Source organism: Borrelia anserina Es (assembly GCF_001936255.1).
GTDB lineage: Bacteria > Spirochaetota > Spirochaetia > Borreliales > Borreliaceae > Borrelia > Borrelia anserina.
Genome location: NZ_CP014325.1, coordinates 62,777 through 78,424, shown reverse-complemented (window position 1 = coordinate 78,424; position 15,648 = coordinate 62,777). Strand labels below are relative to the sequence as shown.

15 protein-coding genes and 1 pseudogene are annotated in these 15,648 nt (G+C 28.6%); 7 read left to right on the top strand and 9 right to left on the bottom strand.

The window, feature by feature from the left end:
• Nucleotides 1-14 precede the first annotated feature (14 nt).
• The 9 genes and pseudogenes from N187_RS04625 to N187_RS04585 all read right to left on the bottom strand — a co-directional run bounded on the left by N187_RS04625 (nucleotide 15) and on the right by N187_RS04585 (nucleotide 8,537).
• On the bottom strand, nucleotides 15-194 hold the full coding sequence (locus tag N187_RS04625; protein ID WP_075550355.1) for a hypothetical protein: 180 nt from the start codon (nucleotides 192-194) through the stop codon (nucleotides 15-17).
• Nucleotides 191-418: a BTA121 domain-containing protein surface lipoprotein gene (locus N187_RS04620; RefSeq protein WP_075550358.1), complete on the bottom strand. Its 228-nt coding sequence runs from the start codon at nucleotides 416-418 to the stop codon at nucleotides 191-193. The genes N187_RS04625 and N187_RS04620 overlap by 4 nt, the downstream gene beginning before the upstream one ends.
• Nucleotides 419-423: 5 nt before the next feature.
• On the bottom strand, nucleotides 424-1,065 hold the full coding sequence (locus tag N187_RS04615) for a BTA121 domain-containing protein surface lipoprotein (protein WP_075550357.1): 642 nt from the start codon (nucleotides 1,063-1,065) through the stop codon (nucleotides 424-426).
• 289 nt (nucleotides 1,066-1,354) lie between these two features.
• Nucleotides 1,355-1,723: pseudogene (locus N187_RS04610) on the bottom strand (BTA121 domain-containing protein surface lipoprotein); the annotation flags it as partial.
• 21 nt (nucleotides 1,724-1,744) lie between these two features.
• Nucleotides 1,745-1,924: a hypothetical protein gene (locus N187_RS04605; RefSeq protein WP_075550355.1), complete on the bottom strand. Its 180-nt coding sequence runs from the start codon at nucleotides 1,922-1,924 to the stop codon at nucleotides 1,745-1,747.
• Nucleotides 1,921-2,922 (bottom strand): BTA121 domain-containing protein surface lipoprotein, encoded by a 1,002-nt coding sequence (locus N187_RS04600; RefSeq protein WP_075550354.1) that lies wholly within the window; start codon nucleotides 2,920-2,922, stop codon nucleotides 1,921-1,923. The genes N187_RS04605 and N187_RS04600 overlap by 4 nt, the downstream gene beginning before the upstream one ends.
• A 162-nt stretch (nucleotides 2,923-3,084) precedes the next feature.
• Nucleotides 3,085-5,112 carry a BTA121 domain-containing protein surface lipoprotein gene (locus N187_RS04595; RefSeq protein WP_025420001.1) on the bottom strand — a complete coding sequence of 676 codons (2,028 nt, stop codon included), beginning with the start codon at nucleotides 5,110-5,112 and terminating at the stop codon, nucleotides 3,085-3,087.
• 191 nt (nucleotides 5,113-5,303) lie between these two features.
• Nucleotides 5,304-6,899: a BTA121 domain-containing protein surface lipoprotein gene (locus tag N187_RS04590; RefSeq protein WP_025420002.1), complete on the bottom strand. Its 1,596-nt coding sequence runs from the start codon at nucleotides 6,897-6,899 to the stop codon at nucleotides 5,304-5,306.
• A gap of 372 nt (nucleotides 6,900-7,271) precedes the next feature.
• Nucleotides 7,272-8,537, bottom strand: coding sequence for a BTA121 domain-containing protein surface lipoprotein (locus N187_RS04585; RefSeq protein ID WP_025420003.1), 1,266 nt, complete (start codon nucleotides 8,535-8,537; stop codon nucleotides 7,272-7,274).
• Between the two features lie 1,603 nt (nucleotides 8,538-10,140).
• On the opposite strand from N187_RS04585, the gene N187_RS04580 reads away from it, so the two are divergent.
• From N187_RS04580 to N187_RS04550, 7 genes are all read left to right on the top strand, one after another.
• Nucleotides 10,141-10,470 (top strand): contractile injection system sheath initiator, encoded by a 330-nt coding sequence (locus tag N187_RS04580; RefSeq protein ID WP_025420004.1) that lies wholly within the window; start codon nucleotides 10,141-10,143, stop codon nucleotides 10,468-10,470.
• Nucleotides 10,467-11,339 carry a DUF276 domain-containing protein gene (locus tag N187_RS04575; RefSeq protein ID WP_025420005.1) on the top strand — a complete coding sequence of 291 codons (873 nt, stop codon included), beginning with the start codon at nucleotides 10,467-10,469 and terminating at the stop codon, nucleotides 11,337-11,339. Before N187_RS04580 ends, N187_RS04575 begins: the two co-directional genes overlap by 4 nt.
• A gap of 5 nt (nucleotides 11,340-11,344) precedes the next feature.
• Nucleotides 11,345-11,926, top strand: coding sequence for a DUF735 family protein (locus N187_RS04570; protein WP_041178734.1), 582 nt, complete (start codon nucleotides 11,345-11,347; stop codon nucleotides 11,924-11,926).
• Between the two features lie 13 nt (nucleotides 11,927-11,939).
• The gene (locus N187_RS04565) at nucleotides 11,940-13,058 is read left to right on the top strand and encodes a DUF685 domain-containing protein (RefSeq protein ID WP_025420007.1); all 1,119 of its coding nucleotides are present in this window, start codon (nucleotides 11,940-11,942) and stop codon (nucleotides 13,056-13,058) included.
• Between the two features lie 310 nt (nucleotides 13,059-13,368).
• Complete coding sequence (locus N187_RS04560; protein ID WP_041178736.1) at nucleotides 13,369-13,743, top strand: BlyB family putative holin accessory protein; 375 nt, start codon at nucleotides 13,369-13,371, stop codon at nucleotides 13,741-13,743.
• A complete protein-coding gene (locus N187_RS04555; RefSeq protein WP_041178737.1) occupies nucleotides 13,740-14,105 on the top strand; it encodes a BBA14 family lipoprotein in 366 nt (121 codons plus the stop codon). Before N187_RS04560 ends, N187_RS04555 begins: the two co-directional genes overlap by 4 nt.
• 430 nt (nucleotides 14,106-14,535) lie before the next feature.
• On the top strand, nucleotides 14,536-15,642 hold the full coding sequence (locus tag N187_RS04550) for a plasmid maintenance protein (protein WP_025420010.1): 1,107 nt from the start codon (nucleotides 14,536-14,538) through the stop codon (nucleotides 15,640-15,642).
• Nucleotides 15,643-15,648: the final 6 nt, after the last annotated feature.

Below are 15,648 nucleotides of genomic sequence, written 5' to 3'. Positions count from 1 at the left end.
TCTGATAATTTTTCCTACTTCTTTTCAACTTTTTCAATTAAAGGAACTTCTTCTTGAAGCTTAGTAATATCCACCAAATAATTACTATGAGAACGCAGAATATCAGTATATATATCATCAACATTATCAAGACTAAACGTCTCTTTTAGACGTTCCGAATATAGATTCCTGTAATCATTAAACCGTCTTTTCAATGCTTCTCTAATCCTTCAATATTAATATTATCAATAGCTACCTCGGTTTCTACTATTACTTGAAGCACATTACAAATCTCTTTAAGCTTAACAGCACCAAACTCGACCAACAAGTTATCAAACTCGATATCACTATAATTGCGATAACCTTTACCAATATCGGGATTAGTTAATACAGCTTCCATATAATTAATTACTGGCTTTCTTTCTTCACGTAGCTTCATAAGCTCTACAATTCGAACAGCCTTCTCTTTAATACCACGAAACGAACTCTATAGAAACCACAATGATCATAAAGGTCAGAGATCAAAAAACCACGATTATGAATACTCCTATAAAAATTAAAAAGCTTTCTTAGTCCTAATTGATATTCTTGCATTATAAATCTTAAACTCTCCATTAAGATCACTCCGTATAAATAACCCATAGTACACATAACAATTTTCTCAGCTTCTTTTTGTTCTTGGAAAGTAGGCAGAATATTCTGTGTCACTGAATTAACAAAATTAAGTTTGAAGGCTAAATCAGCATTAACATTACCTGTGTGATTAAACAAATCATAAAACTCCTCTCTAGAATATGTTCTACAAAACTCGTCATAATCATAATTGCGATAATCTTTACCAATATCGGGATTAGTTAACACATCCTTTAAATCCATAATGATTGCTCTTTGTTGAGCTGACAACTTAAATTCGTCTAGCAAATTTTGAATCTTAAGATCTATATCGTCTTCCAATTCAGCATCAACCTTTTTCGATCCAATATCAACCTTGACTACTGAATTTTCTCCTGTACCTTTTTTTAAATCTGACTTACCAACATCTACTTCAACTACTCCCTTTCTAGATAAGTTAATACCTTTGCCCAATCTCTTCCCAACAAAGCTAGTTTTAGATATATCAAAAATAGAATCTTTAAATTTTTTTGTAACCTGTATTATTACACCCTAACGAAAGTAATAATAAAAATAAAATGTAATTCTTCACCTTTACCATTAAATATCTCCTCTAAACTAAACTATTTAGTTTATTGATTATGTTACCATGTTGATATGGTAACTCTATTACTTAGATTCTAACATAACATCACTGTTAATACTAATAAATAAAGGTCTCAGACTAATTTCTAAGACCCTAATATTTACTTTCTATAATAATCTATAATGATTTAGCAGCATCTATAATCTCATTCAAATCAATTGCAAGTTTACTTACATCTTGATATGCATTACTATGATAAATACTATAAAGATCCCGTTTCACAAATATATTACTCAACAAAGCTTTATATTTAACAATAGCTTCATCAAATCTACGTCTTAGTCTTGCTTGTGACGCAACTTCCTTGATATTATCAATAGCTGATTCAGCCTCTTTTTGTGCTTTAAACACAGCTAAATGGGGTCTTAAAATGTCTCGAAGTCCATTAATACTCTCTACCATACCCATCACACAATTAAACTCATTAATATTATAATTATTAATCTTAGAATTAGTTACTAATGAACGCATATAATCAATTACTTCTAAATCATCTGATAATTTTTCCTACTTCTTTTCAACTTTTTCAATTAAAGGAACTTCTTCTTGAAGCTTAGTAATATCCACCAAATAATTACTATGAGAACGCAGAATATCAGTATATATATCATCAACATTATCAAGACTAAACGTCTCTTTTAGACGTTCCGAATATAGATTCCTGTAATCATTAAACCGTCTTTTCAATGCTTCTCTAATCCTTCAATATTAATATTATCAATAGCTACCTCGGTTTCTACTATTACTTGAAGCACATTACAAATCTCTTTAAGCTTAACAGCACCAAACTCGACCAACAAGTTATCAAACTCGATATCACTATAATTGCGATAACCTTTACCAATATCGGGATTAGTTAATACAGCTTCCATATAATTAATTACTGGCTTTCTTTCTTCACGTAGCTTCATAAGCTCTACAATTCGAACAGCCTTCTCTTTAATACCACGAAACGAACTCTTATAGAAACCACAATGATCATAAAGGTCAGAGATCAAAAAACCACGATTATGAATACTCCTATAAAAATTAAAAAGCTTTCTTAGTCCTAATTGATATTCTTGCATTATAAATCTTAAACTCTCCATTAAGATCACTCCGTATAAATAACCCATAGTACACATAACAATTTTCTCAGCTTCTTTTTGTTCTTGGAAAGTAGGCAGAATATTCTGTGTCACTGAATTAACAAAATTAAGTTTGAAGGCTAAATCAGCATTAACATTACCTGTGTGATTAAACAAATCATAAAACTCCTCTCTAGAATATGTTCTACAAAACTCGTCATAATCATAATTGCGATAATCTTTACCAATATCGGGATTAGTTAACACATCCTTTAAATCCATAATGATTGCTCTTTGTTGAGCTGACAACTTAAATTCGTCTAGCAAATTTTGAATCTTAAGATCTATATCGTCTTCCAATTCAGCATCAACCTTTTTCGATCCAATATCAACCTTGACTACTGAATTTTCTCCTGTACCTTTTTTTAAATCTGACTTACCAACATCTACTTCAACTACTCCCTTTCTAGATAAGTTAATACCTTTGCCCAATCTCTTCCCAACAAAGCTAGTTTTAGATATATCAAAAATAGAATCTTTAAATTTTTTTGTACCTGTATTATTACACCCTAACGAAAGTAATAATAAAAATAAAATGTAATTCTTCACCTTTACCATTAAATATCTCCTCTAAACTAAACTATTTAGTTTATTGATTATGTTACCATGTTGATATGGTAACTCTATTACTTAGATTCTAACATAACATCACTGTTAATACTAATAAATAAAGGTCTCAGACTAATTTCTAAGACCCTAATATTTACTTTCTATAATAATCTATAATGATTTAGCAGCATCTATAATCTCATTCAAATCAATTGCAAGTTTACTTACATCATCTTGATATGCATTACTATGATAAATACTATAAAGATCCCGTTTCACAAATATATTACTCAACAAAGCTTTATATTTAACAATAACTTCATCAAATCTACGTCTTAGTCTTGCTTGTGACGCAACTTCCTTGATATTATCAATAGCTGATTCAGCCTCTTTTTGTGCTTTAAACACAGCTAAATGGGGTCTTAAAATGTCTCGAAGTCCATTAATACTCTCTACCATACCCATCACACAATTAAACTCATTAATATTATAATTATTAGTCTTAGAATTAGTTACTAATGAACGCATATAATCAATTACTTCTAAATCATCTTCAGACAACTCTTTTACGAACCCTTGAAAACTAATAAACCCTAAAGCTTGAGATTTGATACTAAATAATTGCCCCTCATAAGAATCTCGTATAGCTTTCAATCCATTACGTATACTATCAATAGAACTAGGTAATGCAATATTATTATTTTTATAAACATTATCGTATAAATATTTACTTAGCTCCTTTGAATATTCACTTTCGCACTGATCAATCTTAGATTCTAACTCTTCTCTAAAGTCTTCATCATCAACAGTACTAATGCTTCGTTCAACCTCATCCTTCAAATCAAAAATATATTCTACATCTTCTGCAATTTCCTCAATATTCTTAAAATCCATATTCCCTAACATGAAATAAAAATTACAAGTAAACTTGACAAAATCAATATCAAAGTTATCACGTACTATTAGTAACATATACTTTATTATATCCCTAAGATCATTTAATAACACTAAGGCCTTATTTAGACCTTCTTCAATTAAAGGAACTTCTTCTTTAAGCTTAGCAATATCCGCCAAATAATTACTATGAGAACGCAAGATATTATCATATATATCATCAACATTACTACCATCAAACGTCTCTTGTAGACATTCCGAATATCGATTCTTGTAATCATTAAACCGTCTTTCTAACTTTCTTCTCAATGCTCGGGAACTAATATTATCAATAGCTACCTCAGTTTCTACTATTACTTGAAGCATATTAAAAATCTCTTTAAGCTTAACAGCACCAAACTCGACCAACAAGTTATCAAATTCCTCCTTAGTATAATTGCGATAACCTTTAGCAATATCGGGATGATCAACTAATACAGATTCCATATAATTAATTACTGGCTTTCTTTCTTCACGTAGCTTCATAAGCTCTACAATTCGAATAGCCTCTTTTTGAATCTCTCTAAACCAGTCCGTAGCTAAATCACAATGACCATAAAGGTCAGAGAGCAAAAAACCATGATTATGAATATTCCTATCAAGATTAAAAATCTTTTTTAGTACTAATTGATATTCTTTCATTTTCAAAGTAAACCTCTCTGCTAAGTCTTGTCCTCCTACCCAATACACCCGATTCTTAACATACTCAACAAGATTCCCAACAGCTTCCTTCGCTTCTTTTTGCTCTTGGAAAGTAGGCAGAATATTCTGTGTCACTGAATTAACAAAATTAAGTTTGAAGGCTAAATCAGCATTAACATTACCTGTGTGATTAAACAAATCATAAAACTCCTCTCTAGAATATGTTCTATAACCTTCATCACTACCAATATCGGGATTAGTTAACACATCCTTTAAATCCATAATGATTGCTCTTTGTTGAGCTGACAACTTAAATTCGTCTAGCAAATTTTGAATCTTAAGCTCTATATCGTCTTCCAATTCAGCATCAACCTTTTTCGATCCAATATCAACCTTGACTACTGAATTTTCTCCTGTACCTTTTTTTAAATCTGACTTACCAACATCTACTTCAACTACTCCCTTTCTAGATAAGTTAATACCTTTGCCCAATCTCTTCCCAACAAAGCTAGTTTTAGATATATCAAAAGTAGAATCTTTAGATTTATCTGAACCTGTATTATTACACCCTAACGACAGTAATAAAAAAAATAAAATGTAATTCTTCACTTTCACCTTTACCATTAAATATCTCCTATAAACTAAACTATCTAGTTTATTGATTAAAACTAGATAGTTTATTGATTATGCTACCATGTTGATATGGTAACTCTATTACTTAAATTCTAACATAAACATCAACGTTAATACTAATAAATATAAATAAAGGTCTCAGACTAATTTCTAAGACCCTAATATTTACTTTCTATAATAATCTATAATGATTTAGCAGCATCTATAATCTCATTCAAATCAATTGCAAGTTTACTTACACCATCCTGATATGCATTACTATGATAAATACTATAAAGATCCGATTCCACAAATATATTACTCAACAAAGCTTTATATTTAACAATAACTTCATCAAATCTACGTCTTAGTCTTGCTTGTGACGTAACTTCCTTGATATTATCAATAGCTGATTCAGCCTCTTTTTGTGCTTTAAACACAGCTAAATGGGGTTTTAAAATGTTTCGAAGTACACTACTACTACCAATCATACCTATCACACAATTAAACTCATTAATATTATAATTATTAGTCTTAGAATTAGTTACTAATGAACGCATGTAATCAATTACTTCTAAATCATCTGCAGACAACTCTCTCATTAACTCTGGAAACTTCATAAATCCTAAAGCTTGAGATTTGATATTAGAAAAATCAAATACATAATAATCTCGCGCAGCTTTCAATCCATCACGTATATTCTCAATAGCACTAATTAATGCAATATCATTGTAAATATTATCGTATAAATATTTACCTATCTCCTTTAAATATTCACTTTCGAGCTGCTTAAGCTTAGATTCTAACTCTTCTCTAAAGCCTTCATCATCAACAGTATTAATGCTTCGTTCAACCTCACACTTCCAATCAAAAATATATTCTACATATTCTATAATTCCCTTAATACTATCCAAATCTATCTTCCCTAACATGACATAAAACTTACGAATAACTTTGATAAAACCAATATCAAAGTTATTACGTACTATTCTTAACATATAATTTGTTATATCCCTACGATTATTTAATAACACTAAGGACTTATTTAGACCTTCTTCAATTAAAGGAACTTCTTCTTTAAGCTTAACAATATCCGCCAAATAATTACTATGAGAACGCAAGATATTATCATATATATCATTAACATTATCAAGACTAAACGTCTCTCTTAGACGTTTTGAATATAGATCAGAGTAATAACTAAACTGCATGTTTAATATTTCTTTCAAATCTTGGTCACTAATATTATCAATAGCTGCTTCTGTTTCTTTTATTACTTGAAGCACACTACAAATCCCTTTAAGCTTAGCATCACCAAACTCGACCAACAAGCGATAAAACTCCTCACTAGAATATATTTTATAACCTTCATCTTTACCAATAGAAGGATCAGTCAATATACCCTTTAAATCCATAATGCTTTCTTTTTGTTGAGCTGACAACTTAAATTCGTCTAGCAAATTTTGAATCTTAAGCTCTATATCGTCTTCCAATTCAGCATCAACCTTTTTCGATCCAACATCAACCTTTTCCGATCCAGCATCAACCTTTTCCGATCCAACATCAACCTTGACTACTGAATTTTCTCCTGTACCTTTTTTTAAATCTGACTTACCAACATCTACTTCAACTACTCCCTTTTTAGACAAGTTAATACCTTTGCCCAATCTCTTCCCAACAAAGCTAGTTTTAGATATATCAAAAATAGAATCTTTAAATTTTTTTGTACCTGTATTATTACACCCTAACGACAGTAATAAAAAAAATAAAATGTAATTCTTCACTTTCACCTTTACCATTAAATATCTCCTCTAAACTAAACTATCTAGTTTATTGATTAAAACTAGATAGTTTATTGATTATGCTACCATGTTGATATGGTAACTCTATTACTTAAATTCTAACATAAACATCAACGTTAATACTAATAAATATAAATAAAGGTCTCAGACTAATTTCTAAGACCCTAATATTTCCTACTCATCTATATAGTTATACCTTAAATTTATCAAACCTACATTTTAATTCTTCTTTTAATTCATACTTCTAATCTTCAATAACTATTCCTGTCTTTCTTTGTACTTTAAACACTAATTACCACACATTTTATAATATCCGAAACATTAGTACCTATTAGATAATAGATTACTTCTCACATGATACCCTCTTTACTATATAACTCCGTGTTCCTTTTCACTTTCTATAATAGCAAGAGCCCTTTCTTTAACATGCACCATATTATATAAATTAAACTTATCCCCATCAAAAGAATCCAGAATCTTAGTATACATCTCATCAACACTACTAGAGAGATTGAATACCCCTTTTAGGTATGCTGCAAATCCATTCATGTAATGATAAAGTGGCCCTGACAGACCTAGATACAACACGCTTGATCTGTCCTTAATATTAGCAACAGCCACTCTAGCTTCTACTATTACTTTAAGAACATCGCAAATCTTTTTAAGCCTAGTAGCACCAAACTCGACTAACAAGCGATAAGACCCTATTTCATCATGATTATAGAGATAACGTCGATCCTTCATAAAACCAGTATAATTCTTCATTGCTACACTTCTCATATAATCAATTATTTCTTGCTCATCTACAGACATCTCTGCATAAATCTTTTCAAACTCCGAGATTGAAGCATCATCATCTTTAATATCACGAAACCAGCCCTTCAATAAATTACCATAGGTATAAAGATTAGAAAGCAACCTAATATAAACAGAATCATCCTTTTGCACAGTAAAACACCCTTTTAAGCCTAATTGATATCTTTGTAATTTCAAAGTTAACTTATCTCCGAATGCTTGTTTTCTTTCTCCATCCTCCATATGCTCAATAAATCCCTCAATTTCTCTTAGTTCATAGAAAATAGGCATAATATATGCTGTCATTGAATCAACAAAAGTAACTTTAGACATTAAACTAGAATTAGCATTACCTGTGTGATTTAACAAATCATAAAACTCCTCTCTAGAATATGTTTTATAACCTTCATCATTACCAATAGAAGGATCAGTTAATACACACTTTAAATCCATAATGATTGCTCTTTGTTGATCTGACAACTTAAATTCGTCTAGCAAATTTTGAATCTTAAGCTCTATATCGTCTTCCAATTCAGCATCAACCTTTTTCGATCCAACATCAACCTTGACTACTGAATTTTCTCCTGTACCTTTTTTTAAATCTGACTTGCCACCATCTACTTCAACTAGTTCTCTTTTAAGCACATCCTTTTCAAATAAGCCCTCTTCAATCAATAAGCCCTCTGTCAATAAATCCATCTTAACCAAACTCTTCCCAAGAAGATTACCTTTAGACAGGGCTAAAGCAACATCTTGAAATCTCCCTGTATCTGTGTTATTACACCCCATTGACAGTAATAAAAAAAATAAAATGTAATTCTTCACTTTCACCTTTACCATTAAATATCTCCTTTTCAAGTTTAACCTCTTTAATACCAAACCCTCAAAATAAAATCACCAAATCTATAATAAATCACTAGAGTTATTATAAAATACTTTCAATATACTAGTACATCTTTTTAATTCAAACTTATTGATAATTAGACTCAAAACTGCACTTATCAATATGAAAATAAAAATTTCAAGCTCATAAATAAAAAAAGAACTAATAACACTAAAAAAATTGTTAATAAATTTTCAACTTTGGAATAATTAAAACAATTAATCACAAGCAAACGATTTCATCAAAAAAGAGTGTAAAAACCTAGCTTAATAATAAATTTAAAAAACAAAAATCTCCTAAGGAGACCTCAAATAAATAATCCTCCTAAATTCTAAAATAAAAAATTGCCAAATAACAATTCTAGACTTTTAAAACATAATTTGATAATATTAAATTATACTAAATGTTAAAATATACTTGATACAATTTTAGGATAAAGGATAAAAGATGAAAAAATACGTATTTTTAATGTTACTTATGATGCTTTCATGCAAATCGTTAAATGGAGATAGGGAGGAAGATAGCTACCATGAAAACGACGGATATAACAGAGAACATGAGTGGTAGAATTTGTATTTTGGAAGCAAAAAAACTATAGCTTACAAGGTTTAACAGCTTTTTTAAAAGGATTACATATATCCTTCATGAAAATCACTTTTTAAAGTTTAAACATTGATTTTGTCACTGACAAAAAGTTAGTGGCAAAAATTTATTATTAAAAACTTAATCAATGATTTTACTTATCAAACAAAACTCATCACTCATACAGCTAACAACTCCTAAAATTAAAGTTTAAAAAACCTGATCTTTGAAAATTTATATTTTTTTAAAAGAATAACAAAATTCTAAAAAAATTATCTGCTCTAAAAAAACTATTCGATTTTAATATCTTTATTATTGCAGATCATTAATTAAAAATGTATAATATGAAAATAATAAAAAACATGATTATAAGGTAAAACAATGTATAAGTATATAAGAATATATCATCTTCATTTATTCTTTTAGTCTTCTTATGTGGTGCCTTTAAAAAAAATGAATGCCATAGAGAATATAAATCTAAAAAAATAAAAAAGTCAAAATTAGATTTATATTGAAAACAAAAGGATAGTTAATTATAACCTGCTATCAATCAATGATTTAAAGTAATGAAAATGAAATTCTATTTAAAAAGCCAACGAATCTCATTTTTATATTCTTCTCACCTTGGAGACTCTTTAAAACTAAAGAGTCTCTTTTTTAAAAGAGATCAATTTCGTAGTAAGACATTTACTGGACTATAAATTTACGTAAGAAAAATTAAAACAAATTAAGAATAAAAATTATAATATTATTAATAAAAATATTGACATTTAAGTTGCCTTTGTTTAAAATTAAATAAAGGCAAACAAATATTTCAAGACTATAAGAAGATGATACTATAAGATTCGATTTAATATCGAATCTTCTTTTTTAGATCAAATTTAGATCAGATCTAATGTTATATTATTACAATTTTTTGTTAAAATTGCACACTATTTTTGCTAAATATGATATAATTAATGCTCAAGGTAGTTAAAAATGGATATTAAAATAGATAATGAATTTAATATAATTTTTGATAATGATTTAAAAATAGTAGATGGAGTTAATGAGCAAAAACAAAGATTATTCTTATACCTAAAAACACCGATTGGTAGTCTTTATAACAAAAATTATGGACTTAACTTTAATGTCTTCATAAAACTATTAAAGATACACAGAGAAGAAGATATTAAAACTTTCTTTGCAAATACCTTGAAAACCTCAAACATCGACATATTAAATGTTAGAAAAACACAAGAAGGTAAAAAAATAACATTAGAGTTTTTCCTAGCTGGAGAGACGCTAAGTATGGAATATAAATCATGAAAATCCTATTCGACAAAGAAATTGGAATCCTCACAAAATCAATAGAAGAGATACAAAGCATAAAAAAAGAAATACTTAAAAAAGAATATAATATTTCAATCAAAGATAACTCAATATTTGACATAATAAATTACCCAAGTTCCGCAATCGATATGGAAATAATTAAAGCTTTAAACGAACTATTTGCAACACTTAAAGAAGGGGGAACATATTTTAAAAAATTACAAGCATCCCTAAGCATACCAACAAGTTCGACTTATGAAGCAATAAAACAAGCACTTCTAGCAATTCCAGAAATAGAACATGCAAATATCATAAGCTCAGCAGGAACAATTGAAATTTATATTATATTTACTGAACAATACACAGAAAGTAGAACTATTGAAAATGAAATCGACAATGCAACACAAATAAAAATCTGGAAAGCAATATATTACACTGCTCCCAGTGGCACAGCATTTCAAGGTGAAATAAAACTTGAGTTTTCAAACGATAATGGACAAAAAAAGACATACAGATTTAACTTAGGAAAAATCAAATACGCATATTTAAAAGTACTATACAAAACTGAAACAGAGGGAATATACAAAGAAATAGACAGACAAATAAGAGAAATTTACAAAAACATTAAACAATATAAATATAAAGATATGGGAATCTCATTTAGATACCAAAATTTTCTAAGCCCTGTAGGCCTAATTAAAGGAATCAAAAATATGAGGATCGGCATTTGCATAAAAGAAGACTCAGAAACCAAGATAACAAAAATTAAAGCACCTGAGTTTCAATTTAACACCGATGTAGAGATTAAAGAAAATGAGCTGATATCCTTTGATGAACATCTAAGACTCATAATCGATAGAGAATAAGGATAATGAAAACAATACCAAAATTTTTACAAAATACACAAATTGCAAAGATTACACAAAGCGAACTTAAATTTAAAAAACAACTATTAAAAGAACTTGATGAACTATCTCAAAATTTCGCTACAATTAACATAAAAGAAACTATCAACTCAAGATACATTGCATTAATGATGCTATCACTATTTAACGCATCCCATTTAAAAAAAGGCCTTAAAAAAGATCTCATCAACTCTCTTCAAGCAATAATATTTGCAATCAAATCAATAGGAACAGATGAAAGTTTCCATTTACTCTTTAAGGCATTTTTACATGCAAGAGTCGAAGTAAATGTTAATCCAAACATACCTGGAGAGATCATTATCAAATTACTTGATAATATTAGATCACCAATTAAATTCAAAATAGCTGGCAAAATTAATGGAAAGTTAAAAATTATTATAGTTAAACATAAAGGCAAACTCAAAAAACTCGCATCTAATTATATTCCAAAAGATTTTAAAAACTCAGTTTATGGATTCATTAAATCCTTAATTCCTGCTGGAAGAACTATTAAAATTTTTGACATCCATAGTAAAGAAATAAAATAAACAAGGAGATTCTATGGACCAAGAAAATGAAGAAATAGAAGAAAGCATACAGATAAAAGATTTTAACAGAAAAATTCAAGTCAATGAGAACGATCTAATTCCCATTGATGATATTGTCGAAGAAACTTATGCAATTACATACAAAAACTTACTTGAACAAATTAAAAAAGATACATTTTACGAAGGAATCGAATATTTCAAAAAAGTTATAAGAGAAATAATATCTAAAGAACTACTTGAATATGAATCTCATACAGAGAAAATGTATTTAAAGATAATCTCCAAGCTAATGGGACTCAAAACTGAAACAAATAATCTTGATTTCAATACTCTATTTGAAAAACTCAAGGCAACATTGATTGAAAATTTAACTCAGCAACCTGAAACTGAAAAGAACATGAAAACCAGCAAGATATCTATATACGACACAAACAAAAGAGATTTTGATTTAGCTTCATTTCAAACTCTGATAGACAATTTAAAAGAAGTTTTTGCAGAAAATAAAAGCCTAGAAGAAGCAAAGAGATATGTAAGAAGGACTTTTACCAGAACAGATGAGTTTCATAGAAGATACAATTCCTTAATCAATACCCATATAAAAAAGATTGAACTTGAAAAAGAGTTAAACCTCATAATAGCTTCAGCTACATCATACATCGAATCAACCCAGGACCTAGAATTTCTTGCTTTCAATAAGAACTCTAAAATACTAAATAGATTAACAGAACATGATTATTTACAAGGATTTCCTCAGGGCTTTCAATACTGGGGAGCAGACCCATCAACTGATGTCTACTATTCTTACCATGAATTCGAAAGAAAGTCAATCAAAATGGATATTGTAACAGAAAAAGTAGAACTAAGATTTCCAAGAAGCCTTAAAGAAAAAAACATCTATTTAAACATAATGCTTACTCTTCAAAATAATGCAAATTCTAACGCGATCATGACAAAAAAAGTACTCCTTAGATTTTCCGAAAATACGAATGAAAAACAATATACAACCTTATTTTTCTACAGCGGAAAAGAACACAACATTACAAAACAACTTCTTGTAGGATGGTACAAGTTACACGCTTCAATATACAGCAGTGATCCAAACCAAGACATCCCACATCTTCTTAAAATATAGTTTTTGTATATTTAATTTTTGCTAAATTTATGCTAATATGTAAACAGAACAAAATTAGACGGTTTATATTTTATATACAACACATCTAACACACATTTAAAAATGGAGGATAATATGAACATGATATTCGAGTTCTTATCAAGTACTAATGAAGTAAAACTTATGCTCATTGTAGGACTCGCATTACTGACCTTAATCCCTTTAGCACCAATATTAAAGCCAATGCTAAATAAGGCAGTTAAAATAATTAAGCATTTACTTGAAAAAAAAAAGAAAAGTTAAAAATTTATTAAAATTTAAGGAATAATTTATGCTAAACAAAAACAACACAAATCTAGGGATAATCTTCCTTCAAAATCTAATGGAATTTTTTGGATACAGTGACCATCTAGATAATGAAAGTTTTCACATAGGAATAAAAAAAGCCATAGATCTTTACAAATATATGCATACCCTCTACTTAACTTCAATGCAAAAAATGGAACTTGAAGAATGTAAGCAAATCATCATTGAACTTGAAACTATACTTAACAAGATTACAAAACTTATTGATGCAATTAAAGCCGATGCTGATCCTGATTTAATTGAAGATATACGAAATGAACGCAATACCCTTATGAAAACAAAAACTAAATTATTTCAAGATGAACTAGAAACAATAAATAAAAAGGGAGATAAAAAATGACAAAAAAAATAATCCTCAAAATAATTATATTACTACAAATCATAATATTTAGCTGTACTTCCATAGCTGCACTACCAGAAGAACCTGAGCCCCCTATTGAACACACACTCAAAAGCTTAAGCATATATGAAGCACAACTTGTAAGTTACGCATTATATCTAGAAACATTTTTAATTCGGACTAAAGAAAAATTGGGAAATAAAAATTTTCCCTCCTTTACACTACTAGAAGCTGATGTTCTAAGAGACGATCATACACTAGAGGCAGTTAAAGAAAATATCATGCATTTAAAACGCTATATAAACAATATAAAACCCATAGCTATTTCCGTATACAAAAAATACAGTAAATTAAAAAAGTAAATTTAAAAAAATATCTTTCCTCTTCCAAACAAAAAGTCCCAAATTGGGGCTTTTTATTTTCAATTTACCTAAAATAAAAAACCTTACTTTAAGTAAGATTTAAATAAAGTAAAGAATATTAAAAAGTTTATGAAAATTAACATGACTTGCCTTAACAAGGCTCGTCCATTTCTAATGAAATTTTAAATAAAAATTATCAGTACTTATTTTCTCTCAATATAAGTGTTTACTTTTATCATATAGCAAAAACATAAGTTTGTAAAGCATCTTACAAAGAAATCAAATCCAAGAAAAAAATATATCTAATATTTAACCTTATAAAAAATAAATTTATTTATTTTAATATTTGCTAAAATAGGTATTTACTTTTAAGATAAATTGTATTATTAATTAACTTAAGACTTATAAATACTTATATTAGGAGTAAACAGTGAAAATCAAAAGTATAAAGGGAAAAACCAATAGATACCAATACAACTTGATTGTACTAGTATCCACACTAAATTTCATGAACTCAAAACTAAAAAAATACACACAAAAGAACATCTTGTATTTTTTCAATGGAAATCTAAAAAGAAATAATCAAAAGACAGTAAAGATTAAAACACTACAAAATTATTTATATGCACTTGAGAAAAAGTTTCAAATCACCCTCAATTACTGCAGACATCTAGGCAAGAAATGTGGAAGTGAAGTTTATTATACTCTACAATACCCAAAGAAAGAATGTCATACTAAGATAAACTCATACTTCAAAAACATCAAGGAAGAAAAGATAAATAAGTTTAGAGAAAGAGTTGATATCCATAGAAAAGAAAATGGGAGTCCAAAATGGGAGTGTATTAATAATACTAATAATAAAAGAGAGAAAAATGCACTACTAAAGTACATAAGTAAATGCAATTTCAAGACTGATCTTCCTCTCATTTTATTAAATCTAAAAACAGAAAAAGAATCTAAGATAAAACTTTTCAAAGAGGTAAAAAAATATGAAATGATTATAAAATCACTCTCCAGAGAAAATTTAGAGTCAATCAAAAATGAGCTTAAAATCGGCAAGATAGAATGTGTAAGAGATTTTCTAGAAAGGAATGGGTATTTAAACAAGAATGTTCAAGAAAAGGACAGTAAGTCAGAGGCTAATATAAAAAAACTTAGAAAGATACTCGTCGAAGTAGAAACGGAGCTTAAGTTACAAAACTATGATCAAGAAGCATTAAGAAAAGGAATTGATAAAATATACGAGACTTATAAAGAAAAACCTCACTTTATTGTAGAGAAAAATAAATACAAAGATTTGGATCATCTGATAAGGAAAATAAAAGTCAGCACACAGGTCTGTCAAAAACAAGAAAGCACAAATAATGATATAAAAAACAACATTTTTAGTATATTATTAGAACAGTTAAGGCATAGGGTAGATATTGACGTATTAATACCGACCTTAAAAAAATTTATTAACGCTAAAGACAAATTAAAGTATAGTAAGGTAGTTGATAATACGTATTATTACGAACTACTTAGAATGATAAAGTAGTAAGAC

What these genes read in the sequence shown, in the direction of transcription:
- N187_RS04590 (WP_025420002.1), bottom strand. Translation starts at nt 6,899, where the DNA reads ATGGTAAAGGTGAAAGTGAAGAATTACATTTTATTTTTTTTATTACTG.
- N187_RS04600 (WP_075550354.1), bottom strand. Translation starts at nt 2,922, where the DNA reads ATGGTAAAGGTGAAGAATTACATTTTATTTTTATTATTACTTTCGTTA.
- N187_RS04620 (WP_075550358.1), bottom strand. Translation starts at nt 418, where the DNA reads ATGAAGCTACGTGAAGAAAGAAAGCCAGTAATTAATTATATGGAAGCT.
- N187_RS04575 (WP_025420005.1), top strand. Translation starts at nt 10,467, where the DNA reads ATGAAAATCCTATTCGACAAAGAAATTGGAATCCTCACAAAATCAATA.
- N187_RS04580 (WP_025420004.1), top strand. Translation starts at nt 10,141, where the DNA reads ATGGATATTAAAATAGATAATGAATTTAATATAATTTTTGATAATGAT.
- N187_RS04565 (WP_025420007.1), top strand. Translation starts at nt 11,940, where the DNA reads ATGGACCAAGAAAATGAAGAAATAGAAGAAAGCATACAGATAAAAGAT.
- N187_RS04560 (WP_041178736.1), top strand. Translation starts at nt 13,369, where the DNA reads ATGCTAAACAAAAACAACACAAATCTAGGGATAATCTTCCTTCAAAAT.
- N187_RS04570 (WP_041178734.1), top strand. Translation starts at nt 11,345, where the DNA reads ATGAAAACAATACCAAAATTTTTACAAAATACACAAATTGCAAAGATT.
- N187_RS04555 (WP_041178737.1), top strand. Translation starts at nt 13,740, where the DNA reads ATGACAAAAAAAATAATCCTCAAAATAATTATATTACTACAAATCATA.
- N187_RS04585 (WP_025420003.1), bottom strand. Translation starts at nt 8,537, where the DNA reads ATGGTAAAGGTGAAAGTGAAGAATTACATTTTATTTTTTTTATTACTG.
- N187_RS04595 (WP_025420001.1), bottom strand. Translation starts at nt 5,112, where the DNA reads ATGGTAAAGGTGAAAGTGAAGAATTACATTTTATTTTTTTTATTACTG.